Genomic DNA, 25,924 nt, shown 5'->3' with positions numbered 1-25,924 from the left:
TCCTGCATGCCCGCTAGCATTCTGGCGGCTCCCTCTCCACCCCAAACTAACCTTCTCCACCGCTTCATTGCGATGAAATCCTGCGAATGAGTGAGTATTCGTGAGAATACCCCTTAAATACGAGGGACGGACCGTAAAGCCTTTATTCCCCTGAAAAGGATACATTTATTCGAGCTAACGGACCATGAAGCGCTTATTGCTTCTTCGGCAGGTATATTTGGGGTGAATGTCCGCCCATAACGGCTCTGGAGTCCGTTCACTTGCGAAAAAATGACTTCCAGTTGAAATAAGAGCTGCTGAGTCCGTTACAAACGGGCTGACTCTTCCGGTTAGAAGGATTCTGTTCGTGGGGCCTGATTCGCCTCCAGCGTGATAACCACGCCCTAATCTGTTCGGCGGAGTATCGTTTGAACTTTAGCATTTAGAGTCTGACGATCTAAAGACCCTCCAGACAAAGCCATCTCGGCGTTTGGAGGGTCAAAGTAATAGTAAGGACAAGTATATGAACTGTATATTTCTATATCAACTAAAGGAAACATAAAGAGGGCCGAAGTGACGGAGGGGAAGTTTGGAACTGTAGGAGCGGTAGCGTCCGCCTTTATGTTTGGATTTCTACCGCAGCCAGCGGACTAAAATCAGGAAGTCCAAACATTCCCCGCAGTTACGACCAGGCCAAAATATGCAAACCTAAAGTTAACTTATATAGTTGTTATACGAATATATTATATCGCAGTCTTCTGATCCGCAAGCTCCGCAGAGCCGCCCTCCACCGGCGTTTTTTTCTTCTTCATGTAATCGGAATAGTAGGCCGTAATGATCGGCACGAGAATAGAGGTCACAATAACGGATGCGGCTACCAGTGCGGTTGCGGACTGTGCAGCGGGAAGGAATTCCGGCTTCATGTTGGCTACCAGCATCGGGTTGGCTACAGCGGCTCCGGCAGTACTGGAAGCGGCAAGCCCGGCAGTCCCGTCGCCACGGCCAATGTACTTGTCGGCCAGAATCAACGGCACACCTGTAACAACGATTACAACGATACCGAGCAGTATGCCAAGCAGGCCTGTATCGACGATTACACCAAGGTCAATCGAGCTTCCCAGTGCAAAACCGAAGAATGGAATCAGTGTCTGCGTAGCTTTGCCGAAATAGGCGCGAAGCTCATGGTCCAGGTTGCCCAGCAGGAAGCCGATCAAGAATGGCAGCACAGCGCCGACAAACAGATGCGGTTCGAACACGGCTGCACCGGTGCTGCCGAGGATCAGCATGGTTACGAGCGGGCCGGACTCTAGCGACATCAATACGAATGCGCCGGACTCTTCTTTGGTGCCGTATTGCTGCATAATGGAAGCGTACAAGCCGCCGTTCGTCATATCCATCGCAGAAATGATTGCCAGCACGGACAATCCGGCGAAAAATCCGCCTTTTACACCGCCCTCTGGAAGGAACTGAATCGCAATCATAGCCACGACCCAGGCGACGGCGATTTTGGTCAATACCAGTGTGCCGGATTTGCGCAGTACGGTTCCGGTCGCTCTAACGTCAATAGCTGCGCCCATACAGAAGAACCAGACCGCCAGAATCGGTACAGTGCCTGTCATCAGGCCTTTGGTGAAGCCGCCGAAATATTCGCCTGCATCCGGGAAAGCCGTGTGAATAATGGCTCCAAGGAACAGTGGAACCAGCATCATACCGCCGGGAATCTTGTCTAAAGTCTGTTTGATTTTCATGTGATTGATCATACCCTTCTTCATTTTCTCTCTTAAAATTTTTCATAAATTGATTATTTTTCCTCAAATGGGCGCAGCAAATCAGCCCCGCGAGTCCGACTCTTCACCACAGTTGACAGCCCTGTGAGCGGTTTGCTCTGAGGAAATTCGCTTGACTACGCTTTCATGTTACTTGCGGCTCAATCCGAGCTCCGGGATCATTTTGGCGAACAGATCGTCGCTTTCCTTCAATTGTCTGGAAAAGGTCTTACCATCGGTAACCAACAGTCCAAGCCCGTTGTTTTTCATATACTCCCGAAATGCCCTGTCTTCACTCCCTTTGATAAAAGCTCCGGCGAGCACTTCCGCAATCGCGTCCGGTGTATCCTTAGGTACGGCAAGTCCTCTCCATGTACTGGTGAAATTCACGTGTATTCCGGTTTGCTCCTCCAGAGTCGGAACGCCCGGCAGCGCTTCAGAGCGCTTGTCGGCATTGACCGCCAGTGTCCGCAGCTTTCCTTCATCCACATACTTTTTCACTTCGGCGGGACTTACAGGCACCGCATCCACAAAACCGTCCATCAAAGCGGAGACGGCGGGTCCTGCACCTTCAAAGGGAATATGTGCGAACTTCACACCTGTTTCCCGTTCGAGCGTTACGGCAGCCAAGTGCCAAATGCTCCCCGTTCCTGCGTTTCCCATTTTCACTTCACCTGGATGCGCTTTCGCAAAGTCGAGAAATTCATTTACGGTTTGCCACGGCGCTCCCTGCCTAACGGTAATGGCGGAAGGATCAAAATTCGTTTGAGCGATGGGTTTGAACTTCTCATAGGTAATCGGCAGCAAGCCCAGATGCGGCAGGATGGTCAGCTCGGCCGGGAGAAAAATCACCGTATATCCGTCACCCTTGGCATTCGCGCCCTCCATCAGTCCGACGGAACCTCCGCCGCCTGTCCGGTTAACTACGATAATCGGCTGTCCCAGCACCTTCTCTGTCGCTTTGGCGAGCGCTCTCGCGGTTGTATCGGTTCCTCCGCCTGCGGCGTACGGCACAAGCAATGTGATCGGCTTTTTGGGGAAATCAGCGCTTACATTCTTGCTGCTGCGATCGCCGGTCATGCGGCCTCCAATCAGAAGGAGGATCACCACAGCCAGCAGCGATGCCGCTCCGATTGCTATTTTTGTTCTCCGTTTCAAAAGCATCCCTCTTCTCTTAATTAACGATCATCGAGCCTCAGGCCGAGTACTGAATTCCGCCATCCGCCCGCTGCTTCACCCCCGGATTCCTTAGGCATCAGCCATGCAATTTCATAGCTGTGAAAGTTTTCTCAAGTAGAACTTTATCGCATTCGGGGGGCTGCATACAATCATATAATCTTATTCTGAATCGTCAGAAACGCCGGAATGGCGCGGTTTTGGCCGATCTGCATACTCGTTGGAATATTTGCTGCTCTCTCGGAACTTGCCCGGTGTAGTCGATTTGATTTTGCGGAAGGCCCGGATGAAGCTGTTCTCATTCTGATAGCCCACTTGAAGGGCAATATCGGCAATTCTCAGGCTGCTGTCCTGCAGAAGCTCACAGGCTTTATCAATCCTCAGATTGGTCAGATAGTCGTAGACGGTGGTTCCGGTCTCTTCTTTGAAAAGGGTGCTTACCGAGGATACCCCCAGATTAACATGGGCAGCGATATCCTGAAGGCCGATATTTTCCTGCAAGTGGCTCTCCATATAACGGATCAGATTCTGCACCAGCAGATATTCTTTGGACTGCCTGTGGGCACCTAGCTCGTTTGCCATATGAACCACAATGCTGCACAGCATCTCTTCTATCTCGTTAAAATCCATTGTCGTAACCTGATGCCACGTATAATCCGCAAGCTCGGCAGGAAGCGGGTAGCCTCCGGCTGCGGCAACATTCATAATTTCCTCCAGCAAGTCATTGATGGCGCGGAATACTTTTTGCGGCTGGAGGCCTTTTTTGCGGGTCTCGGCTGAGCCTCTGCGCACCCACTGGAGTCCGGTCTCGCCATCCGAGGACTTCAGCGCATGCAGCACCTCCAGCCGCCAGGCATCATCTGCCGCTCCGCCGCCTTCCGTATATTTGCTCTTCACTTCCGCGTAGGCATGAACCTGGCCATAACCCTCATACAAGCGGCAGGACAAGGCCTGCACGGATTCATTATAGGAACGGGCCACCTGCGTGATGCCGGAAGCCTCGCTGCCGATCCCGATGGACACCGATAATTTCAATACTTCCTGCAGGATGCCCACCAATTTGACGGCCTCCTCCCGAAGCTCCCGTTCTTCCTTATCCTTGACCTGAAGCAGCACGGCGAGACTGTCCTTATGCAGGGCGGTCGTTACAGCTCTCCAGGATGGCTCGAAGTATTCCAGCACAATGTTGTTCATTGCATATTTGAGCAGCATCTGGTCCTCTTCCACATAAGCCGCTGCCCACTGGGAATGGCGGTCGATGGATATAACCAGCAGCTCGAAGGGACCTTCCTGCCAATCCGTAAAGTAATGCTCCCATTTGGTCCGCATTTCCTGCGTGCCCATGCTCCGGCTAATCAGGTCATTCACGTACTTGGAGCGCAGTTCAGGCAGACTCCACTCCGCGACCAGCGACTTGCTCTGGAAATCGCCGACCAGCTTGCCGATCACCGGCTCCAGATCATACAGGTTGCCATGAACAGCTGACGCCTCATCCGGGGCCAGCAGCTTGTTGATCCGTTTCAAGGGCCGGAAGGCCGCGAAATTATAGTAATAAATAGCTGAGCAGCCTACTGCGATGGAAATCAGCGACAGCATGATCATCATATTGCGCGCGGTTGTCACATTTTTGAGCAGCTGCTCCATCGGAACCAGCGAAACCAGCCGCCAGCCCGTCACATTGGAAAAAGCCTGATTCGCCATATACGCCTTGCCCTCAATCTTCACATGTGCAAAAGGGCTTACATCAATGTCCTTCAGCATTCCGTTCATTTCCGCAAGCGGAAACGGCAGGTTCAGCTTCGGATAGATCAGCTCGCCCTCCAGATTGTACACAAATTGATAGCTGGATAAGTGACTGTACATTTTGGAGAACAGCATATCGTAATCCAGATCAATCAGCACGGCTCCTGTAACCTCGCCACTGCGGACAATCGGGCGTGCGAGCGAGAGCAGCTCTGTCCCGCTGAGTTGGGGATCGGTGCCGGTGTAGACTCTTCGCTTGATCAGCAGCGGCTTGTCCTTAATTTCTTCAATCCATGCGGTCCAGGCATGCTCTGGCGCTTCCTCCCAGGAGGCCTTGTAGCCGTAACCGCTCGACAGTACGGAATGATCCTTGAATTTGATGACACTGATGGCATGAATGTCCGGCTCGGTAGCGAGCGTTTTCAGATAGTCCTGCGGCTCGCTGGAAATGCCCGCATTGTCACTAGATGCTCCGTCGATATATTTCAGAACGGCCGGGTGAAAAGACAAATCCACCGCCTTGTTGTCCGACTCCCGGAATGCCCGGTTGGTAACATCCAGATTGATCTGCAGCAGCTCGATATTCGGTGTGTTCAGCTCGGTATCCAGCGCATCCCGGTACTCCCTGTAGGAGAACAGTCCGATCAGTATAATCAGCAGCGATACACTGACGGTCAGCATCAGGATCAGCCGGTTTTGTTTGTTGCTAAGCAAATATTTCAACTTGAATCGCAGCATTGGCGTTGCTTCATCCTTCCATGGTGCTCTCGCTTTTTAGTGCCTGAACGGATACTAGAGTAGCATGATTCATTTATACTTCAATATGGGGCATATCATACCCTTTAAGATTTTAAAGATTTACAGTCAGGAACATGTTAAATGATATAATGAAGGGAACAGGTTCAAATGCTTCAAAAAAGAACATTGTGTACAGGAGACCAGCCAAAATGCAGTCTAAAATGATGATCAGCGATGCTGAATGGGAACAGCTCATTTCGGATGTGGCTTATTATTTCGATGATTTGACCCTCAAGCGTGGTTTTCAATATTATAAGCAAAATCGTGTAAAATCTCTGCGGATGATCTCGTCCCGGAGAATTATGGCGCTTGTCGAGGGCAGAGAGGATTATGCCGTCAGCCTTGAGCTGGACAGCTTGACGGAAAGTCATTGCGATTGCCCTGTGCAGGGGCCTTGCAAGCATATGGCGGCTGTGCTGATGAATGTTGCCGAGTCGCAGGAGCGGTCCGTTAATATGCTCGCCAACGCCAAAGCGGTCACGAGCCGGAACAAGGCAGCAGCCCTGGAGGCTTCCTCCGCTGCAGGTGTCTCCGGCAGCCGCAAGGAACAGGCGAAGAAGCTCGAAGGCCTGATTCCAGGGTCAACCGTAGAGCAGTGGCGCGAATATATGGCACTGCTCACCGCTCCGCTAGCCCAGACTGTACGCAATCCGCAATATGCTGACCGGGCGCTCGCCGCTATTGCGCAGGCGAAGGCACAGCTCTCCCCCGCCGCTGAGCTGCTGTTTCAGCTAAATAGCCATCTGTTTATCCTGGACAGCCTAATCAAGCCTGGCAATCTGCATAACACAGGAGCCCTCTCCTCTGCGAGCTATTCGCTCGGATATTACACTGCTATTGCCGTCACAGAGCTTCAGGAGGCGATAACACGCCTTATGAAGCGCAGCCTGCCGCTGGATTCAGCGCCGGAGGAGTGGCCGCGCCTCAAGGATACGCTGGCCCATGTGCGGCTTGAGATGCTGACAGAATCCCGCGACCGTCTGCGGGAACAGCCTTATTATTCTTTTTGTTATAACCTGCTCTGGCAAAATTGGATTACCCCGAATCTCCAGGGGACGGAGCTGTATCTGGAAGAGCTGGAGCAGCTCCGGGAGACCGGCAGCAGACTTGGTGCCGCCGTTACCCGTCCGGCGCTGCAGCTCGCGGAGAGCCGGATCTATTTCTATCTGAACGATGAGCCTGCCGCCCGGGAACGGCTCGCCGCCGCTGCTGAGCGGCCGGGCCTCCAGCCGGACGAGCTGATGAGCTTCCTGGCCCCGCTCGCCGAAGCCGGACATTGGGAACGGCTTGCGGTCTGGCTCGAAGCGGTGGGGCCCTTGCTGAACAGCCGCTTGTATAATCTGCAGGGCTATGCCGGGTACTGGGAAGAGGCTATACGCCGCTTGCCGGAGCTTGAGCCCCGGATGTGGGACACGCTGGCCGGCATGCTGCCGATCTCGCGGGAGATTTATGACGAGAAGCTGCTGGCTTACGGCAAATGGCAGGAATGGATGGACTACCAGTTGACCTCAGGCAAAGTACCGGCTGATTTCCGGGTTAGCGACCTGAAGCCGGTGGAGAAGAATGCACCGGAGCTGCTGCTGCCGTTCTACCATCAGGCCGCCGAACGCTTCGTGCTGGAGAAGAACCGGCACAGCTACAAATCCGCCGTGAAATTGCTTAAGCGCCTGGCGAAGCTGTACAAGAAACTAAAACGCGAGGAGCGGTGGGAGGAGTTTCTGGAGGCCTTCACCGCCCGGCACAGCCGGCTTCGCGCGCTGCAGGAGGAGCTGCGGAAAGGAAATCTGATCCCATGAGTATGCATACACGTAATATTAACGTTCAGTTGCTCCTGAGCCAATATGGCGATGCCCTGATCTATGGAATTAATGAGCGGGATGATTATGTCCCCGGCGTGCAGCTCAAGCAATTGCTGTTCGCCTGGCATGAGGAGTCCTTCTATGGAACGGAATTGACCACAGAGAACGCCGATGGCGTGGAGCTTGTCATCCTGCCCGCCGACCAGGTGATTCCCTTCTTCGGAGACCTCCGGGTACTCCGGCATGTCGGCTGGAACTGGAAGAGCAATGCTGCGATCCTGACCTCGCTGGCCCCGCTTCTCGCCGGATTATTGGAAGAGAAGCAGTTTGCCCCAAGCTTCTCTGCTTACCGCGAGGGTAAGCTCCAGTGGGAGTGGGACGACCAGGCGTTCCAGCGCGCGGCGGGCGGAAGCCCGGATGCTGCAGAAGCGCTGCGGGGACTGGCGGAACGTCCCGCTCTCGCGGAAGGACTGCAGGCCGCCTTCTCGGCGGCGGTCTTCCAGCGCTTTTACAGCACGGAGGCCGAGGCCGGAGACCTGCGCAGCGAATTCCCGCTGCTGTTCAGCGGGGGCGGCGCTTCGGCAGCCGGGATGGACGCGGACACCTGGCTGATGTCCATCGGCTGGAAGGCGGACAGCGCGCCGTTCCGCCCCGCGCTGCAGCTGCAGGAGCCGGACGAGGACTCGTCCTTCTGGCGGCTGCAGCTGCTGCTTCAGGACAAGCGCGACGAATCCGCGCTTGTCCCGCTGCGGCTCTCGGACGACGGAGAGCCGCATGGCCGCTGGCCCGCCCCGTGGACGGAGCACGTCCACGAACGGGACAGCCTGCCCGAAGAGCACATCGGCCGCGGGCGCGATGTGCTTGGGGAACCGCTGAGCGGCGAGGCCGCGTGGCGGTTCCTGACGGTTACCAGCCGGCGCCTCCTGGAGGCCGGCTGGCAGGTGCTGCTGCCGGCGTGGTGGGAGGCCGCCAGCCGCCGGAAACCGCGCCTGCGCGCCAAGATCAGCTCCGGCGAGGGCGGACGCGGACGGTCGTTGTTCGGCCTGGACGCGCTGGTCGACTTCGACTGGCGCATCTCCATCGGCGACGCCGACCTCTCCGAGGCGGAGTTCGCCGAGCTGGTCGCGCGCGGCGAGCGGCTCGTGAAGTTCCGGGGCCAGTGGATTCCGCTGGACCCTGCCCTCCTGGCCCAGATTCAGCGGGCCATGGAAGGCATGGACAAGTCGCAGGGCTTGTCCTTCCAGGATGTGCTGCAGCTGCATCTGCTCGGCAGCGGCGGGGACGATGCCGCCGAAGAAGCTGCTGCCGAGCAGGCGGAAGAGCAGGCTGCGCGCGTGCGGCTTGAGGTCGAACTGAACGCGCATCTGGTTACGCTGATCGGCCAGCTTGGCCAGCGTGACCGGTGGCCGCAGCCTGCTGTACCTGCTGGACTGCATGCCGAGCTTAGAAGCTATCAGCAGGAGGGCTTTGCCTGGCTTGCCTTCCTGCGGCGCTTCGGCCTCGGGGCGGTGCTTGCCGATGACATGGGCCTCGGCAAAACCGTGCAGCTCATCGCCTATCTGCTCCACTTGAAGGAGCAGCAAGCGGTGGCCGAAGCCGATCCTGCTGCGGGAAAGCTGCGCCAGACGGACCCGCCCGGATGGCCGTCACTGATCATCTGCCCGACCTCCGTGCTCGGCAACTGGCAAAAAGAGCTGCAGCGCTTCGCTCCTTCCCTGAAGGTGATGCTGCATTATGGCAGCAAACGGCTGGATGCCGGGTACTTCTACGGCGCCGCTTCACAGGCCGATGTCGTCCTGACCTCCTACGCCACGGCGGCGCTCGATCAGGACCTGCTGAAGCAGTTCACCTGGGCCGCAATTTGCCTCGATGAAGCGCAGAACATCAAAAACGCCGGGACCAAGCAGTCCTCGGCGGTGCGCAGCTTCCCGGCGCTGCACCGGATCGCCCTGACAGGAACACCGATTGAGAACCGGCTGTCGGAGCTGTGGTCCATTTATGATTTTATTACACCGGGATACCTGGGCAGTGCCAAAGCCTTTCAGGACCGGTTCGCAAATGCGATAGAGAAGGAGCGGGATGCGAAGCGGACCGCCGACCTTCAGCGGATGGTCAAGCCGTTCATGCTACGCCGCAAGAAGAAGGACCCGGCTATTCAGCTCGACCTGCCCGACAAGAATGAGAGCAAGACCTATGTTCATCTGACGGCAGAGCAAGCGGCTCTGTATGACCAGAACGTGAACAGTCTTATGGAGCGGATGCAAAAGCTTGAGGGCATTGAACGCAAGGGGGCTATTCTGGCTGCCCTGACCAGCCTCAAGCAGCTCTGCGATCATCCGGTGCTGCTGACGAAGGATGCCTTGCCAGAGCCGGATGCCAATGGTCAAATAGATACCGCAGCCTTAATCGAGCGTTCAGCGAAGCTCGAACGGCTGCTGGCGATGGTGCGGGAGCTGCGCGAGGAGAATGAGCGCTGCCTGATCTTCACCCAATATGTCGGCATGGGCAGGATGCTGCAGACTGTATTGTCGCAGGAGCTGCTGGAGCCGGTGCTGTACCTGAACGGCAGCACGCCCAAAAGCGCGCGCGACCGCATGATCGAGCAGTTCCAAGCGCCTCCGCTGCCGGAGGGCGAATCTCCGCTTGCTTCCGGTCAGCCGCAGTCCGATCAGCCGAATGTGTTCATCCTTTCACTGAAAGCGGGCGGAGTCGGCCTGAATTTGACCGCAGCCAACCATGTCTTCCATTTCGACCGCTGGTGGAATCCGGCCGTTGAGAATCAGGCCACGGACCGCGCTTACCGCATGGGCCAGACCCGGGATGTGCAGGTGCATAAGTTCATCTCGCTTGGCACCTTGGAGGAAAAGATTGACGAGATGCTGGAGAGCAAGCAGCAGCTCAGCGATGATGTCATCTCCAGCTCCGAGGGCTGGATTACGGAGCTGTCCACCGATGCGCTGAAGGATCTGTTCACACTGCGGCGGGAATGGGTCGGCTGATATTGACTTCGTCAACTTTACTGATACGACTCACTTGCACAGCGGCTGCTGACATGACAGCAGCCGCTGCTTAATCATCGCCTTCCTTAATTGGAGCATGTTGCCAGCTGCTCGCGAATGTGCTAAACTGGGCTTAACTTTTTTAGAACGGAGGGTTGCGTGTGATAGACTATATCCGGATTCGTACTTTACGCGGCTAAGCTAATTTTATAGCGCTAAAGCTCTGCCCTGTGCAGAGGACTCAGGATAGGTCTATCCATTTTCAAGGCAACCCATAGCTATAACCAAGCGCCAGACGGACAGATATCTCCGCCGGCGTTCGCCTTTCGGAACCTGCATTTCCATAGCCCAAGTGACACAGCCCCACCGCGAAGCGCGGATGGAATAGCCTGCTATTCCGTCTTTGCAGCGAACGGTTCTTTGTCTCATGGCCGCTATGGAAGTGCATCTGCGGAGGTGGCATAAGCATGCATGCCCCCGCAGCCCTATTCTGTTGTCCTCTTTGATACTGTTAGCACAGGCAGATGGCCTGTGCTTTTTTACGTTCAAATTGAATAACGGAGGTTGAATAAATATATGGAACCTGTACAACAAAAAGCAGTGATCGTCGGTGTTCAACTGCAGAATGACAATAATTTCGCGTATTCTATGGAGGAGCTGCGCAACCTGGCCGCTGCCTGCGACCTTCAGGTTGTAGGCGAGCTGAGCCAGAAATCCAGCCGGATTAACCCGTCGCATTATATCGGGACAGGCAAAATCCAGGAGCTGGCGATGCTGATGGAGTCGGCTAACGCTACAGTCATTATTTTTAATGATGAGCTATCCCCTTCCCAGATCCGCAATCTGGAGTCATCCTTGGACCGCCAGGTTATTGACCGGACGATTTTGATCCTGAATATTTTTGCCGAGCGGGCCAAAACCAAAGAAGCGCAGCTTCAGGTGGAGGTCGCCCAGCTTCAATACATGCTCCCTCGCTTGGCCGGGATGCGTGAGTCCCTTGGCAGACAAGGCGGCGGAGCGGGACTGAAGAACCGTGGCGCCGGTGAGACCAAGCTGGAGCTGGACCGCCGCCGCATTGAGGAGCGCATCACGGCGCTGCAGCTTGAGCTGCAGGCCCAGGTAGCCAGACGCCAGATCCAGCGCAAGCAGCGGCACAAAAATGAGGTGCCCGTTGTCTGTCTCGTCGGCTACACCAATACCGGCAAGTCCAGCTTAATGAATACACTGGTGGAGACCTATCATCCCGGCTCTGACAAAGGGGTGTTCGCCAAGGATATGCTGTTCGCCACACTGGAGACCTCTGTGCGCAGCATTGAGCTGCCGGATCATAAAACCTTCCTGCTGACCGACACTGTCGGCTTCGTCAGCCAGCTCCCCCATCATCTGGTCAAAGCCTTCCGCTCTACGCTGGAAGAGGTGACGGAGGCCGATCTGCTGATTCACGTCGCCGATATTTCCGATCCGCAGGTGAAGCAGCACATGGCCGTAACGGAAGAAACCCTGAAGGCGCTGGGCGCCGATGGAATTCCAACCTTTTATGCCTATAACAAAGCCGATCTGACGGAGCTGCCGTACCCGGTAGTGGAGGAGAATTCCGTCACCCTCTCGGCCAAACAAAAAATCGGCGTTGCCGAGCTGGTTGGGCTGATCCGCAAGCATGTCTTTAATGATTATATCCAGTGTGAAATCCTGGTTCCATTCGAGCGCGGCAGTGTGGTCTCCTATTTCAATGAGCACGCCGATGTGCAGTCGGTCAGCTATGAAGAGCAGGGCACACGCCTCAAGCTGGAGTGCCGGATTGCCGATTACGAGCGGTTCAAGGACGATTTTATTGCAATCCCGCAGTAGAATAGCTCGCAAATAACAGATTAAGCAGACAAAGACTCCGCAGCAGCTTCATTTAGCTATTGCGGAGTCTTTTTGTTTTTAGTTTCAAGTTATATTTGTCTAGAGAACTCATTTTGAGACTACAGTGGAAGGACTCTGATGGAAAAAAGCTTGGACAAACTGACGTTAGAAATTTCACTTACCCATCAAGGCAAATTCCCAATGTATACTTGCTCTTGTGGTATTTTTGGTTGCGGAGGATTTTATATTAATGTTCTGAATAAGAAACAAACTGTGATTTGGGAAGTAGAACAATCTGCTGTTAAAAAGTATACTTTTTCAAGGAACAATATTGCACATATTGCAGAGAAACTGATTAACAACCTAACGGAGTTAAATAATTTATTGAAGGAAAATGGACTTCAGACTTTTCATAAAATTGAGGTCTATAAAGAAAAGCTAGATAAGTTTCTTGACCCAACTATCAAGGGGGATTATCGATGAGATTAGCGGAAGCACTTGTAATGCGGGCGGACTGCCAACGGAGGGTGTCACAGATCAAGCAGCGTCTTGGGAGAGTCATAAAGGTTCAGGAAGGAGAGAAACCTTCGGAATCGCCAACTGAACTGATGGATGAGTTGAAGCGGACGCTCGGGGATTTGGCCGTCTGGGTGAAGAAGATAAATAAGACGAATACTTTAAGCGCGTTCGATGCAAGCATGAGCTTGGCAGAAGCACTGGCGGAACGTGACCGCATCATGCAGCATCGCAACATCCTGAATGAATTGCTTAACGAGGCTTCTATCAAGCAGGAACGATACAGCCGGCAAGAAGTGAAATTTTACACGACCGTTGAGATTGCAGATCTTCAAAAAGAGGTAGACGAATTGTCGAGGCAATACCGCGAGTTGGACTTCAAAATCCAGGAGAAAAACTGGAGCACGGATTTACTGGAATAATTATACAAGTTGGTAACCAAAATCATACAGGCGAGCACAACCCGCCAACGGGTAGTTGGACCTCCGATGTAGATGCAGGGCCATATCTACAAAACATGACTAATTAGCCCAATAATGTAACAAGAGTGCGCGATAGCATGTAACTAGGCTGTATTTTGTTTAATGTAACTACCACGTGCTGATGTATGGGTTAGGTGAGGGCGGGTTTGGGGACTTGTTGAAGTGCTTTGAGGAGAAAAAATGAAAAATTATCTGGTATTAGATAAGAAACTAGATTACCTATTTAACTTAATTCGTGAAATGGGCAGAATAATAGATTTTGCATGGTGCTCTGATGAATTGCTATATCCATATTATTTGCATTTCGATGATAAGGATTCTAGATACAGAACGGGTTCCCTAATAGCTTTTATAGGTTTGTTATTAGAATGGTACGATGGGAGTGGGTTTCCGTTTTGTTGGCAGGAAGAAGCGGAAAACTGTTATGAATTTGATAAATATATGGATCATTTTATAAGGGAAGCAGAGATTATTGAGTACCATCATCCGAATATCTACCTATCAATAATAACGCTTTTAAAATCTTTATTTACCGACGATGACTTGAACGAGATGTTTCCGCAAATAAACAAAGAAAAATTGAAAATGTATATTAATGAAATTCAGAAAGTATCTATTGGAAGGAAAAACGATCAAATATTTGTACTTGCATATAAAGAAGCTGGAATTACTATAGACTATTCATGCTGACAAGACATGATAGATAATAAAAAGGGCTCTACATATTTGATTTCCTTAAAGGGCAGGAATATTCCTGCCCTTCTCTTTGCTGTACTTTTGCAAATCTTAACGCACCATTTCCTAAAAACTCTACTCCCCCGGACCAGGGCGCAGACAGAGCGAAAAGGCTTCCGTCTCCTCCCCGTTGCCGCTTACCCGCAGCTTACCGTCATCTGTCAGCTCAAGCTGCGGACCTGCTTCTTCCGGCGCCTGCTGAATGTCCAGGGAGAATACCATTGCCGCTTGCTGCAATGCCGTGAAATCAAGCCTTTTCCTCGGCCCGGAATAGAGAATCAGCTCCACTAGGAGGAGATCCGCAGTCTTTTTAACCTCCCATGTCCAGTCGCGCTGTGCCCCTGAATGCCCTGTAAACGCCGCGATCCATGTGGTGAGGATACATTCGACCTCTCCAATTTGGATGATCGTCCCCTCCTCCGAAGACTCGGCATGAATTCCGTCCAGATGGCCGCCAATTTCTAGCCGCAGCCGTAAATCTTCAACTTCGATAGCGCCCCCGGTAAGGTCCAGATTGGGGTGGGTATCTCCGCCATTCGTGATAAAATCAATGCCGAACAGCAAATGTCCCTGATCCTGCTTCGCTTTGAAGCGGGCCGAGCAGTAATCATAGCCGTCATGCAGACAACGAAGCTGAATATAGGCCGGCAAGCCGTTATTATCTACGTATGCCAGCAGCGGCCTTCTCTGATTCCATAAATCGCTCGATGTAAAAGATCCCACGCTCACCTGCGGCGTCATAAAAGTAACCGCCCATTTGCCGCTTCCATCGGCCTCATTCCCTTCATAGAGCTGTCTGATTTTCCTCGTTCCCGGAACTGTGAAGGTGTCCAGATAGGCAGGTGGACATTCGAAGCTGCTTCGATACCATTCTTCTTCGTACGGAAGCTCCTCCCAGTCAAAAAACTTCACCCGCCCCTTAGTCGCCAGCTGCAAAAAAGCCTTACTCTGATCACCAAGCAGCGTCTGATAACAACGGGAATGCGGCCCGGACCACTGCGCTGTGGCAGGATGATAATACCCGGCAACCGTTCTCCAGGTCAGATCAATCAGCTCGTTGCTTAACTCCCTAACCCTGTCGTCTATGGTCGCAGCACGCAGCTTGGACAGCTCCAGGATGGCAATATACGTGTAGACCGGGCTGTTGTATTCCTGAAAAGCCCCGCGTTGCATCGTGTAATCGTACAGCTTTTGTAACCGCTCTAGACCGTAGTCCGCATAATCCTCCCGCCCCAATTGTTCACCGGCAATCCTAGTGACAAAGGCTCCCAGAATGGCAATATTGGTGTAATCCGGCCCCACATTCCGCTTGATAATCGCTTCGCAGGCGTAGCTGATGGAGTGGATAACCCGCTGCCGCAGCTCCACCGGGAACCGCTGTCCGTGACGCGTGATGGCCTGAACCAGCCGGCTGCCGCAGAAATCGGCCCAATTCCAGTCAGGAGGCGACATTTGCTCCAGCGGTTCTTCGTAGAACCAGGACCAGATGCCAAAGGTAGTATGGCTGCGGTCGGTGTCCTGAAGCGAAATTACCCGGCCTATAATGTCAAAAGCCCGCTGCTCATATTGGGGAAGCTCCGTATCCAGCAGCCCGAGCGCATACGACAGCGAATCCCGGGTGGAATGGATGAACTCCACCTCCCGCAGCGTGGTATGATACCCCGGGCTGCTGAACGGCGAGCGCAGCATGCGAACCTCCGGATCATAGCGGGACTCCAGCGTATGCATTTTACGGATTAGCAGCCGCTGCTCGTCGATGGCTTCTTTATGCTTGCCGGCTGTTCTCTCCTCGTCAGGTGCTTCAAGAGCCTTTCTTCCCTCTGCGGCCTTCTTCACGATGATCTTCCTTTCCAATAAGGAGTCCAAATCTTTTTATGTGGAACGCGTACCCGATAAGTGTATTTTCTGCAGCTAAGAGGAGGCGAAATCCTGTGTTTTTAGCGATAAATGTACTTTGTACAGTTAAAATTGGCAGATAGCCTTCTTTTACTGAATTGCAGACTATTTAAGTGTACAGAGTGCAACTAAGTCGGTAGAAGCGCGCAAATGGAACTTTTTAGTTGTATCAAATACAGCTAGAGCTTGGGTGCGACTCCACAGGAAGGAGGGTTTGCCGTTCAACTGCGGCTCCAAACTCCAAGCTACAAGTCACCGTCTTTCAGATTCAGATCCAGATCCAGTGCCTGCGTCAAAAGCTGCATCACCAGTCCCTGCCCATACAGTGTAGGGTAGACGGTAATTTCATTGTAGGCCTCTGCCGAAGGCATTACCGGAGTGCCGCCGGATACCCCGCTTACTTCACCGTCCGCCGCAATGAGCGGCAGGATGGCTTCCACGGCCAGTCCGGCACTGTCCAGATATGAAGTCTCCAGCATGCCGCACCTTACTCCCTTAATGAAGCCGCAGGCGATCCCCGCACTGCCCGAAGTCTCCTGCACAAAATCAGGTCTGTCCAGTACCGTGTGCCACATTCCGTTTTCCGCCTGACAGGACTGCAAGCCCGCCGCAAGCAATGCATACCGGCGGTACAGCTCATCAGGAACTTCGGCCACGCCTTGAAGCTCTGTTACAATCTGCGGAACCGCCAAGGTGATCCAGGCATTGGCGCGCGCCCAATGGACTGCGGACATATGATTCCCCTCGCGGCTGTTCCAGCCGTGGAACAACAGCCCCGATGCCGGGTCCTGCAGCAGCCGCAGGTGAAGCAAGGTCTGCTCCAGCGCCGCATCCGCCAGTTGCCGTTCTCCGGTTAATCCGGCAAGCCGCGCCAGGAACAGAACAGCCATATATACCGTATCCGCCCATACCTGCTCCGGGAAATCCACATTTTCGGTGACGGTATGCTCAAGTGCCCCTTCCCGCGTTTTGGGCGCTGTGCTTAGCATCCAATCGGCGGTAGACATGGCTTTTTGCAGAAACCACGGGTCTCCAGTCAGGCGGTACAGCTCAGGGAAAAGCGCGAACGGGGCCAGGGAATTGATCACTTTTACCCCTTCGGCCTTGTGCTTGTTCCGGTTCACCCATTGCAGCAGATAATCTACCACCTTTCCCTGCCCGGAGACTGTGCTATATTCCAGCAGAGAAATCACACCGACCCCCGGGACCCAATCCCAGTGGTCAATATCCATTCCCCAATTCCCCTGATGCCGCTCGGCGATCATATATTCGAATAGCAGGTCCAGTCTTTCCTCCAGCTTCCGCCTAGTGTTCACAATGCCGATACCCCCTCGTACCAGGATAACCCCCCTGCGGGTCTGCCTTCACCGGAGACACTCCCTGAAAAGGAATCTCGCCAAACAGCGCTTTGACCGTAAGCTCCACCGTCTCTTCATGCAGCGAATAAGCATTAACCAGCGCATCGAGGAACGGCATATCCTGAAGTAAATACGGCGTAGCAAAAGAAACCCCGATCGGCCTGATCGTCTCCGCCTGCTGCATCGCCCAGATGGCTTTGGCAGCCTCGCCCACCGGACGGGCCGTGTTCATCATTCCGTGCAGGGGCAGGAAAAACGGTGCAAAAGCAGCATCCCACCTTACCCCGGACAGCTCCCATTTCCGCAGTGTGTTCAGCGGCTCAAATTCATCCAGAATATCCACCTCAAGCCCTCTCGCCCGCAAAAGATCAACAAAGACGTTCATCCGCTCATATTTGCGCCCCTCCGTGACCTTGTTCAGCAGGATGACCAGTACCCGGCGGGTCGTCTGCGGATTCAGAGGCAACAGTTCACCCCGGTTGCGGACAAGCGTGATGCAACGCTCCGCGAGAGTCCGGCTAAGCTCCCTTGCTTCCATATCAAGCTCCGGCGGCAATTTGTCGTTCAGCAGCGATACAGCCTGCGGGTCGAGTCCTTCTTCATCTATGTCGTGCAGACCAAGTCCGGCTTTCAGCTCCAAAATACGGCGGACACTGGCATCAAGCCGTTCCATACTCACCGTGCCCTCTGCAACTGCCTTCTCCATGACCTCGAAATACTCCACACCCGGCCATAGCAGCACATCCGTACCACAGTTGAAGCAGTCCACCATCCTTTTCTCATAATCGCCCCAAACCAGAAATCCGCCCATATCCAGCGCATCCGACAGCACCACCCCTTGGAAGCCCATCCTCTCCCGCAGTAGCTTCGTTGTAATGCGCTCCGACACTGTTGCCGGTACAGGCTTCTTCTCAGACGTATCCCCTTCCAGCCAAGGAAGCGCAATATGCCCGGTCATATACGACATTACGCCCTGGTCAATCATCTGCCGGGACACCTGTCCGTAAGTGGCGAACCATTCCTCCTCAGACAGGCTGTTCACGGTTGAAACGATATGCTGATCCCGATAATCTACCCCATCCCCCGGAAAATGCTTCGCGCACGCTGCAAGGCCATGCTCCTGCATTCCCCGCATCACCGCACCTGCCAGGCGTGCCGCCCGCTTGGCATCATCCCCCAGGCAGCGCGTAGTGATCACGGGATTCATCCAGTTCAGCAAAAGATCCGTCCCCGGCGCCAGCGCCCAGGTGAACCCCGCCGCACGGCCTTCGAGCGCCGTAAATTTGCCGTATTCGTAAGCCAGAGCCTCATCGTCGGCAGCAGCCAACGCTAGCAGCGGCGGAAAAGCGGTCAAGCTTTTGACCGCAGACCCCGCACCAAATTCCAAATCGCCGGAGAACAAGAGCGGATACTTGCTGAGCTTCTGGAGCAGCCGCGTCCAATCCCGGTATTCCTCCGCCTTGCCCGCAGCCTTCTGAATCACTTCCCCGCCGATAAAAAAGCTGCCCACCGGATATTTCTGCAGATATGCTTCAAGCGCCGCTTCATCATTTCCCTTGAACGGCAGCCTGCCCGCATGATCCTGCATCGTTTGCCCAATCTTCTCCCGCAGGCTCATGGATGCGAGTGTGCGTTCCACCCAGTCCTGCTCTTCCTTCGTAAGCGGCCTCCGCATGGTCACAATTCCTCCTGATAGTTTCTAAACACAGTGTAACGAAAACGCCGGCTGCTCTAAATAAAGACAGCTATAATGGAAGTTTGAAATTCTACAATGATTTCGATCCCCCTAAATCCCCCTTAGCCAAGGGGGACCCCAAGGGCCCCGGCCCTCTGGACACCCGGAAGGCTGGCGTGGGCGGAGGGTGGGCGCTCCCGTGCTGCTGTGTGCGGAGAGCGCTTTACCCCTGCGGGGCCACTTTGGCTGTAGTCCACCTGCCATAAAAGCAAGGGTACGCTGCGCTGCCCCCCAAACCCTACATATACAAGGGTCGCTGCGGCTGTTCACCCAACACCTCAAACTGCAAGGGTACGCTACGCTGCCCCCAAACCTACAACTGCAAGGGCACGCTGCGGCTGCTCCCCAACATCACAAACTACAAGGGTACGCCGCATTGCCCCTTAGCCCCGCAAATACAATGGCACGCGGCACCGCCCCCAACTGCATACCTTGTTCAGTCGCCCAATGCAGTTAAGCCAACCGCAGTTACCACCACCTAAATCTAAATCTATTGCAGAATGTGCAGCAGATATTCGATTTCTCTGCTCTAAATATCAATCTACTGTATTTCATGCAGCAGATTTCCTGGAAACGACCCTTTAGAAGGTCCCAGGCCGCATTCTGCTGTACAAAGTGCAATCAAATCCGATTCTGCAGCGTTAGAATCAAATTCTGTTGCAGGAAATACAGTAGATTGGAGGAGCGCCCGCAATCGTGGGCGCACACTCCAATGAAAATCCCCCGCCCGCCATACTCCACAGCGGACAGCGGGTGGGGGGGTAGAACTTGCTTGCTGATATGCCGCAACCCCAGCTCAGAACAAGCTGATACTCAGCATCTCGCTAAGCTTATTGTTCTCCTTGTTCATTTCCGGATACCTCCAGATATCATTTACGAAGAAGCTGATCGTGAAATTGCCGGTGGTCGGAACCGTCCACTTGGGCGTGCCCTGGGCGCTGCTGTTAGCCGTCAGCATAATCTCTTCGCCGGGCTGAATGACCGTGTTGTTCGTATCCGACCAGGAGACGACTCCGCCATTGACGGAGAAGGCGCCGCCGGTGATTTGCCCAAGTCCGGTCGAGGCATTCAGAGGCGTTGGGCGTACTCCGATATTTTTGACCTTGGCCCAGAAGATTAAGGAATCCCCCAGTTGCGGTGTGCTGTGGGCAGATGGAGTGCCGTCGCTGTTCACGATATTCCAGCCGATATCCGTAACGATCATGTCTGCCATTGGAGCAGGAAGGATGGGCTCATAGCTCTCGAATTCAAAGCCGTGTACCATAACCAGCCCGTCAGTGTCTCTGATCTCAATCCGGTGCAGTCCGTATTCCAGACCGGTCAGCTCATAGACGATCCTGTTCTCGCCCTCAAGACCGGCCTGCGGAATGACCACTGTCTCCTTATATTGCCCATCTACGTAGACATCCGCACTGCCCATATTACTCTTGATATCCGATCTCCAGCGGACCCCGATTCCGGTAAAATTGAACATAGCCGTGGCGTCTGGCGCATATGTTACATGAGAAACTCCGTTAGGTGCTGTTGTGAAGCCGGTATAGTCGATATAAGAATGATCATGCTCCACAGTATACCAGGACGAAACAGGTACATACGCCCCTTCTACCAGCTTGAAGTAATCAATATTCGCGCCGTTCCCGCCAGAGGTGAAGGTGATCATGTTATAGCCTGGCTGGAGCGTGATACCATATTGTCTCGCGGTAATATTAGCATTCCAGCTTCCGGTGGTGGGCAGGCTCACCGTAGATTGCTTTTGCCCGTTGACAAGGATATTCTTCTTCGCGTCCTGATTGGAAGCGTATGCAATAGTTAAGGTGTAGCTTCCGCCATGCTCCGAATAGAACCCCTGTATGGTCAGACCTCCGCCATGCGTCTGCTCTACAACCTTTCCGCCGGAGGCGCTGCTGTTATTGCTGACCTTTAGCGGCGAGGTAAAGGCTGTGGCTTCCGCCTCAAATTTGGTCGGGTCTCCTGCTACGTGCTGCGTGATCGGCATAGGCAGTGTAGTCGCTGATACCGCAGAGGTCAAAGGCGACACATTGCCGAAATCATCCACGGCCTGAACGGTGTAGCTGTATTCCGTTTCAGGAGCCACGGTATAGTCATTATAAAAGTTGATCCGTCCCGGAACCGTCATGATCGGCTCCGCTCCGCCATCACGGTACACATTGTAGCTGACCACCCTATCATTGTCTGTTGAAGCGCCCCACGTCAGCCTGATTTGCTCATGGCTTACTGTCGCCGCCACAGGACTTGTTGGAACAGTAGGCGCTGCAGTCTCCAGCTCATCCAGAATATACTGAACGGTCTCGCCTGCCCCCAAAGTAACTGTAAGCGTGACATCCGGCGTCGCCGTAAGCTGCACATTCGAGTGTGCGGTAGCGTAGCTATCGCCTGGGCCGAAGACTTCTCCGGCATACTGGCCGCTGCTTGGCATCGTCACCCGCACCTGCATCGTCACCGGCTGTGTCTCGAAATTCACGAAATTCAGCAAAATTTTATCTGAAGAAGCCCCTATCGCCGAGGTCCCCAGCGCCGAGGTGTCCACCGCGCGGAAATAAGCCTTTTTCCCGTTCAGGTCGGATGGATTCAGCACCTCGTAGCTGAGCGGACGGCCATGCGTGGCATAAGCGGCAGCCAGTCTGCGGAACGTCTTCAGCCGCGTCTCGCCCTGCTCATTGCTGTTCGCGGGAACCGCCACCGTATCCTCGAAGCGGTGTGTGTCCCAGTTGATGCCGGAAGCGAACAATCCGAACTCAGTCCCGTCATTGAAGAAGGCTGCATGCTGCATAATATGGTCCACATAGCCGATATCCCCGCGCAGCTCCCGGTCAAAAGCGGAAGCGAATCTATACGCATACGTGCCGTATTTCGTATTGTCGGAATGGTTGTCATTGCTGCCTGTCTCGCTCATTGCCATCTTTTTGCCGAAGCCTTCGTCCGCTCCGCCGTAGACCCGCAGATTTTCATACAGGCTCCCGCCCGGTAGCGGCTGTACACCCGTTCCGCCATAGCTGTGTCCGTTCGTAATATCTGAAAGCGTTTCAATTCCTTCGCGTTGTGCAGCATCCCGCTCCCAACCGTCGGGGATTCCGTTGTACGGCCAATAGGCCCAGCCTGGTGCCACAATTTTCAGATAAGGCTGGCTATTCGTCTGCCGCTCTTCATTCATCAGCTCATGAATCGCCAATATAGATTTCTGGGACCACCCGAACAATCCCGGCTCGTTGCCCGTTTCCGCATACTGGTACAAGTCACCGAATTTGCTGACGAATGCGGCATAATTGCTTCTGAGAGCGGCACTGACCGTTCCGTTCACCAGATCGGCATTGCTCTTCCAGTTGCCTCCGATAATATTCATCATCGGTTCAAGATTCAGGTCACGCAGCGTAGCCAGATAGTTCCGTCCCTGCGGGTCCCAGCCCGCGCTTGTATCCGACCAGAAGGAGGTCCGCATCCAGTTGCCGCTGTAGGCAATACCCATCCATTTGGTCATGGGCGCAAGATGGCGGATCGCGTTCTCGTCATATTTGAAGGTGGAGGCGGCAAGGGTCGTTCCCAGATGGACATATCGCCCATGTATCGGCTCCTCCGCCTGGTGATTCAGAGCCTCCAGCTTGAAATAATCCCACTCGAACCATAGATATTGGTCTCCGTCATAGCCGGGAGACTCCGGGTCCGCGTACAAGCCGCGGTCAACTACGAGCTGAAGCTGATTTTCACCGACATGGAGCTGTTCTTTGGGAATATACAGCCTATAGGTTTGTCTCCATGTACGCTCCAGGGAGACCTCCCCGTTATTCAGGCCGGTAATTTGAAGCAGTCCGCTCATGAGGCCGTTTGTGAATACAGCAAGCTGGGGAATGGCGGTGCTGGCGTCGATAACCTTGATGCTGAATTCCGCCCCATACTGTGGAACCGCTTCCAAATCAAATGACAGATAAACGCTCCCGTTCACACTCGCCTTCATGCCTTTGGAGACTGTATTCCAACTGTCAGAGGGCATAGGCAGGGACAGGTCGCTATACACATTATTGAACACTGTAAATTCCGCAGAGCTGTTATCCGGCTCACCCACCTGCCATATCACGCCCGCCGGCTCATAGGTAGCGGTTGTTACCGATGGCGATGGCGTTTCTCCGTAGACCAGACTGGAGACCTGCTCCGGCGCTTCAGCGGATGGTGCAATTTGCTTGACTACTGCTGCGCCCGGGGGATCGGCCGATACGATACGTTCAGTCGGCATGAGGCAGGACATCACCACTAACACCAGGATTAGCAGCACACTTGTACTTTTTTGAATTCGCACATTAACACCCTCTTCTATAAGAATAGAAACAGGGCCCCCAATTGCTAATTTGGCGAATGGGAATACCCGACATCCAGGCAGCGGCCATTGCAGGCCCGACTCAGGGAGGCAGGTGGCGGCTATCTACCCGGATATCGGGTCTGCTAATACTTTAATTACTTACTTGGCGGCCAAAAACGCATCCATTTGCGACTGAATTTCGCTTATCACGGCATCCAGTCCAGCGGCCTTAAGCTTACTGTTCATTTCCTTCAGGATCGGCTCAGGATCTTTTTCCCCGGAGTACAGGGTATTCTTATATTGCTTCGTAATGTTGATCAGCGCTCCAATCTGCGACTGCACTTTCGTTGAATCGAAGACAAATCCGATGACCGGCGACACTTTAGAATTTTTGTTCCAGTCGGTGTAGAGCTGCACCCGTTTCGGGTCTTCGTCCTTGTTCAGATAGTTGAGCAGCACATTCCCGATCATCCATGAGGATACGGAGTTGTAGCCGCTGTCCGGGATGAACTCCACCGTGTTATCACCCACTTTCTTGTAGTGTTTGCCTTCAATACCAAAGGTGAGCAGGTTATACAGAACCGGATCGGTGTGGATCAGGTTCATGAACATCATGGCCCGCTCGGGATTTTTGGAGGTTCTGGAGATGGCGAGCATCGAGCCCTGCAGGCTTTTGGTGCTTACTTGTACCGGCAGCAGGGTTTTGATGATCATCGGTTTCTCGGCGAGACGGGTCCAGTCATTGGTGGAGGTTGGATTCATATTGCCGTAGGTGAACCAGGCCTTGCCGCTTTTTACTGCGTCCTTCAGCTCGGTTTTGTCGGTAGCCCCGTTCTTGTTAATATAGCCCGCTTTGTACCATTCCCGGATTAGCTTCAGCCGTGCCAGAATTTCAGGAGTATCATATTCGTTAAAAACCTTCATCGTCTTGTAATCGAGCAGTGTCGGAATTTCGTTGCTGCCGTCGAGGTCTTCACTGTCCGGGTACACCGTGAACCAGTTCAGGCTGTCCGTGTGGTTCATGAACAGCGGCGTAATCGTCGGCTCCTTCTCCTTGATCGTCTTCAGCATCGGCTCAATATCCTCAAGCTTCTTGATGCTGTTCACATCGAACCCATACTTATCGACAATCGCCTTGTCAAAAGCAAAGCCCACCGACTGGCCCAGCTCTTTTTCCGTTGGAACCGCATACAAATGTCCGTTAACGGTGGCAGCCTGGAGATAAGCCGGATTAATCTGGGCTTTGGTCTCCTTGGCATAGGTGTCCAGCAGCTCTTCGAGCGGCAGGTACGCGCCTTTGGCGGCATTGGTCATGAAGTTCCAGGTATACACCATATCGAACACTTCGCCGGACTGAATCATCAGGTTCACTTTGTCTGCCGGTTTATCCCAGCTCAGTTGGTTAATCTTGATCGTGGCATTGATCTTATCCTTCAGATAGTCGTTGATCGCCTGTTCGACAGAGGCCACATCCTTATCCGGTCCGCCGGGCAGATACAGCGACAGCTCCACCTGTTCCAGCTTATTCGTCGCTTCCGTAGCTGCAGCCTTATCCGAGGCGACCGGTGCGGTGGTGCTTTCTGCTTTTGTCCCGGTGGGAGCAGCCTCCTTGTTGTTATTTCCGCCGCACCCGCTCAGCGATAGTCCGATCAGTAGTACAAGCGACAGCAGCAGACCCGTACCTCTTTTACCTGCCATAGTTTGTTTCCTCCCCTTGATGGTCAATATATGCTAATCGGAATTCCGAGGTTAGCCTTTAATAGAGCCAAGCGTCAAGCCTTTGATAAAATACCGCTGGAAAAAAGGATATGCCAGCACTATCGGACCAATGCCAATCAGCGCCATCGCCATGCGGATGGTCTCACCCGGCAGTTTGGCCAGCTCGGTGGCCGAGCCTTGAATCAAAGCCCCGTTGCGGCTCAGGTAATCCGCCTGGGAGATCATTTTGTACATCAGGTACTGCAAGGAATAAAGATCCGTATCCGTCACAAAAATCATGCTGTTGAACCAATCGTTCCAGTAATGCAGCGTATTAAATAAGCCAATTGTGGCGAACACCGGCAGGGACAGCGGGAACACAATCCGGAAGAACGTCCGCAGCTCCCCTGCGCCGTCAATTTTGGCGGCTTCAATCAGCGCAGGCGGCACACTCATCTGGAAATAGGTCTTCATAATCAGCACATTGAACGGAGACAGCAGCATCGGAACGATTAGGGCCCAAATTGAGTTTTTCAGATCAAGCACCTGCGTGTAGACCATGTACCACGGCACCAGCCCCCCACCGAACAGCATCGTGAAGAAAATCAGGAAGGCGAAGAAGCCCTTGTATCTGAAATCAGCCCGCGAGATCGGATACGCATAGAGAGAGGAGATAAATACACTGAGCAGTGTGCCGGTGACGGTTACGAAGATGGACACGCCGTAGGCTTTTGCAATCACGGTGTAATCCTTAAAGATATAGGCATACGCCTCCAAACTGAACTTCTCCGGGAAAAATTGATAGCCGTTCAGCACAATGGAATCGTAGTCGGTAATCGAGATCATGAACACCAGCACAATCGGCAGCAGGCAGGTGATCGCCAAAATGATAAAAACAATATGGAGTATAATGTTGGCCGGCCTGGATATTTCATTGTTGGTCACTGGTTCCATCCTCCTTCTTCTTCAAAATCCATTACAAAGGTGTTGCACGTAACTGCGGTGAATGTTTGGACTTCCGGCCGCTGTTGTCTTCAGATTTCATGAATTATTACCGCGTTAGCGGATAAAATCCGAAGACAAAGAC

The 25,924-nt window shown here is 53.6% G+C and carries 15 protein-coding genes; 6 read left to right on the top strand and 9 right to left on the bottom strand.

Annotated features, from left to right (window positions below):
* Positions 1–722 precede the first annotated feature (722 nt).
* The 3 genes from kdgT to AC0LWN_RS31625 all read right to left on the bottom strand — a co-directional run bounded on the left by kdgT (position 723) and on the right by AC0LWN_RS31625 (position 5,402).
* Positions 723–1,727, bottom strand: a complete 1,005-nt coding sequence (kdgT, locus tag AC0LWN_RS31635) for a 2-keto-3-deoxygluconate transporter (protein WP_474672414.1) — start codon at positions 1,725–1,727, stop codon at positions 723–725.
* Positions 1,728–1,895: 168 nt separating this feature from the next.
* Positions 1,896–2,909 (bottom strand): tripartite tricarboxylate transporter substrate binding protein, encoded by a 1,014-nt coding sequence (locus AC0LWN_RS31630; RefSeq protein ID WP_474672412.1) that lies wholly within the window; start codon positions 2,907–2,909, stop codon positions 1,896–1,898.
* Between the two features lie 174 nt (positions 2,910–3,083).
* Positions 3,084–5,402, bottom strand: coding sequence for a helix-turn-helix domain-containing protein (locus tag AC0LWN_RS31625; RefSeq protein ID WP_474672410.1), 2,319 nt, complete (start codon positions 5,400–5,402; stop codon positions 3,084–3,086).
* A 209-nt stretch (positions 5,403–5,611) separates the two neighbouring features.
* Between AC0LWN_RS31625 and AC0LWN_RS31620 the strand changes: the two genes are divergently transcribed.
* The 6 genes from AC0LWN_RS31620 (at position 5,612) to AC0LWN_RS31595 (ending at position 13,796) form a co-directional block, all read left to right on the top strand.
* Complete coding sequence (locus tag AC0LWN_RS31620; protein ID WP_474672408.1) at positions 5,612–7,258, top strand: SWIM zinc finger family protein; 1,647 nt, start codon at positions 5,612–5,614, stop codon at positions 7,256–7,258.
* Positions 7,255–10,260, top strand: coding sequence for a DEAD/DEAH box helicase (locus AC0LWN_RS31615; protein WP_474672406.1), 3,006 nt, complete (start codon positions 7,255–7,257; stop codon positions 10,258–10,260). Before AC0LWN_RS31620 ends, AC0LWN_RS31615 begins: the two co-directional genes overlap by 4 nt.
* Before the next feature lie 576 nt (positions 10,261–10,836).
* Positions 10,837–12,108 (top strand): GTPase HflX, encoded by a 1,272-nt coding sequence (hflX, locus tag AC0LWN_RS31610; protein WP_474672404.1) that lies wholly within the window; start codon positions 10,837–10,839, stop codon positions 12,106–12,108.
* 138 nt (positions 12,109–12,246) lie between these two features.
* Entirely contained in the window at positions 12,247–12,591 is a 345-nt protein-coding gene (locus tag AC0LWN_RS31605; protein WP_474672402.1) for a hypothetical protein, read from the top strand.
* The gene (locus AC0LWN_RS31600) at positions 12,588–13,046 is read left to right on the top strand and encodes a DIP1984 family protein (protein WP_474672400.1); all 459 of its coding nucleotides are present in this window, start codon (positions 12,588–12,590) and stop codon (positions 13,044–13,046) included. The genes AC0LWN_RS31605 and AC0LWN_RS31600 overlap by 4 nt, the downstream gene beginning before the upstream one ends.
* Positions 13,047–13,286: 240 nt before the next feature.
* Positions 13,287–13,796, top strand: a complete 510-nt coding sequence (locus AC0LWN_RS31595; protein ID WP_474672398.1) for a hypothetical protein — start codon at positions 13,287–13,289, stop codon at positions 13,794–13,796.
* A gap of 120 nt (positions 13,797–13,916) precedes the next feature.
* Here the strand turns inward: AC0LWN_RS31595 and AC0LWN_RS31590 are convergent, their stop codons facing one another.
* From AC0LWN_RS31590 to AC0LWN_RS31565, 6 genes are all read right to left on the bottom strand, one after another.
* The gene (locus AC0LWN_RS31590) at positions 13,917–15,677 is read right to left on the bottom strand and encodes a DUF8769 domain-containing protein (protein ID WP_474672396.1); all 1,761 of its coding nucleotides are present in this window, start codon (positions 15,675–15,677) and stop codon (positions 13,917–13,919) included.
* 305 nt (positions 15,678–15,982) lie between these two features.
* A complete protein-coding gene (locus AC0LWN_RS31585) occupies positions 15,983–17,053 on the bottom strand; it encodes a glycoside hydrolase family 88/105 protein (RefSeq protein WP_474672394.1) in 1,071 nt (356 codons plus the stop codon).
* Positions 17,043–18,770: a glycoside hydrolase family 3 protein gene (locus tag AC0LWN_RS31580; RefSeq protein ID WP_474672392.1), complete on the bottom strand. Its 1,728-nt coding sequence runs from the start codon at positions 18,768–18,770 to the stop codon at positions 17,043–17,045. The genes AC0LWN_RS31585 and AC0LWN_RS31580 overlap by 11 nt, the downstream gene beginning before the upstream one ends.
* A gap of 856 nt (positions 18,771–19,626) precedes the next feature.
* Positions 19,627–23,139 (bottom strand): polysaccharide lyase family protein, encoded by a 3,513-nt coding sequence (locus AC0LWN_RS31575; protein ID WP_474672390.1) that lies wholly within the window; start codon positions 23,137–23,139, stop codon positions 19,627–19,629.
* A 159-nt stretch (positions 23,140–23,298) separates the two neighbouring features.
* A complete protein-coding gene (locus AC0LWN_RS31570) occupies positions 23,299–24,837 on the bottom strand; it encodes an ABC transporter substrate-binding protein (protein ID WP_474672388.1) in 1,539 nt (512 codons plus the stop codon).
* Positions 24,838–24,888: 51 nt separating this feature from the next.
* Complete coding sequence (locus tag AC0LWN_RS31565; RefSeq protein ID WP_474672386.1) at positions 24,889–25,791, bottom strand: carbohydrate ABC transporter permease; 903 nt, start codon at positions 25,789–25,791, stop codon at positions 24,889–24,891.
* Between the last annotated feature and the right edge of the window lie 133 nt (positions 25,792–25,924).

It is taken from the genome of Paenibacillus sp. sgz302115 (assembly GCF_056120445.1).
The sequence above is the reverse complement of the archived record's forward strand: the minus strand, read 5'-3'. Positions and strand labels throughout refer to the sequence as shown.

What these genes read in the sequence shown, in the direction of transcription:
- AC0LWN_RS31600 (WP_474672400.1), top strand. Translation starts at nt 12,588, where the DNA reads ATGAGATTAGCGGAAGCACTTGTAATGCGGGCGGACTGCCAACGGAGG.
- AC0LWN_RS31620 (WP_474672408.1), top strand. Translation starts at nt 5,612, where the DNA reads ATGCAGTCTAAAATGATGATCAGCGATGCTGAATGGGAACAGCTCATT.
- AC0LWN_RS31615 (WP_474672406.1), top strand. Translation starts at nt 7,255, where the DNA reads ATGAGTATGCATACACGTAATATTAACGTTCAGTTGCTCCTGAGCCAA.
- AC0LWN_RS31595 (WP_474672398.1), top strand. Translation starts at nt 13,287, where the DNA reads ATGAAAAATTATCTGGTATTAGATAAGAAACTAGATTACCTATTTAAC.
- AC0LWN_RS31605 (WP_474672402.1), top strand. Translation starts at nt 12,247, where the DNA reads ATGGAAAAAAGCTTGGACAAACTGACGTTAGAAATTTCACTTACCCAT.
- AC0LWN_RS31625 (WP_474672410.1), bottom strand. Translation starts at nt 5,402, where the DNA reads ATGCTGCGATTCAAGTTGAAATATTTGCTTAGCAACAAACAAAACCGG.
- AC0LWN_RS31630 (WP_474672412.1), bottom strand. Translation starts at nt 2,909, where the DNA reads ATGCTTTTGAAACGGAGAACAAAAATAGCAATCGGAGCGGCATCGCTG.
- hflX (WP_474672404.1), top strand. Translation starts at nt 10,837, where the DNA reads ATGGAACCTGTACAACAAAAAGCAGTGATCGTCGGTGTTCAACTGCAG.
- AC0LWN_RS31565 (WP_474672386.1), bottom strand. Translation starts at nt 25,791, where the DNA reads ATGGAACCAGTGACCAACAATGAAATATCCAGGCCGGCCAACATTATA.
- kdgT (WP_474672414.1), bottom strand. Translation starts at nt 1,727, where the DNA reads ATGAAAATCAAACAGACTTTAGACAAGATTCCCGGCGGTATGATGCTG.
- AC0LWN_RS31570 (WP_474672388.1), bottom strand. Translation starts at nt 24,837, where the DNA reads ATGGCAGGTAAAAGAGGTACGGGTCTGCTGCTGTCGCTTGTACTACTG.
- AC0LWN_RS31580 (WP_474672392.1), bottom strand. Translation starts at nt 18,770, where the DNA reads ATGCGGAGGCCGCTTACGAAGGAAGAGCAGGACTGGGTGGAACGCACA.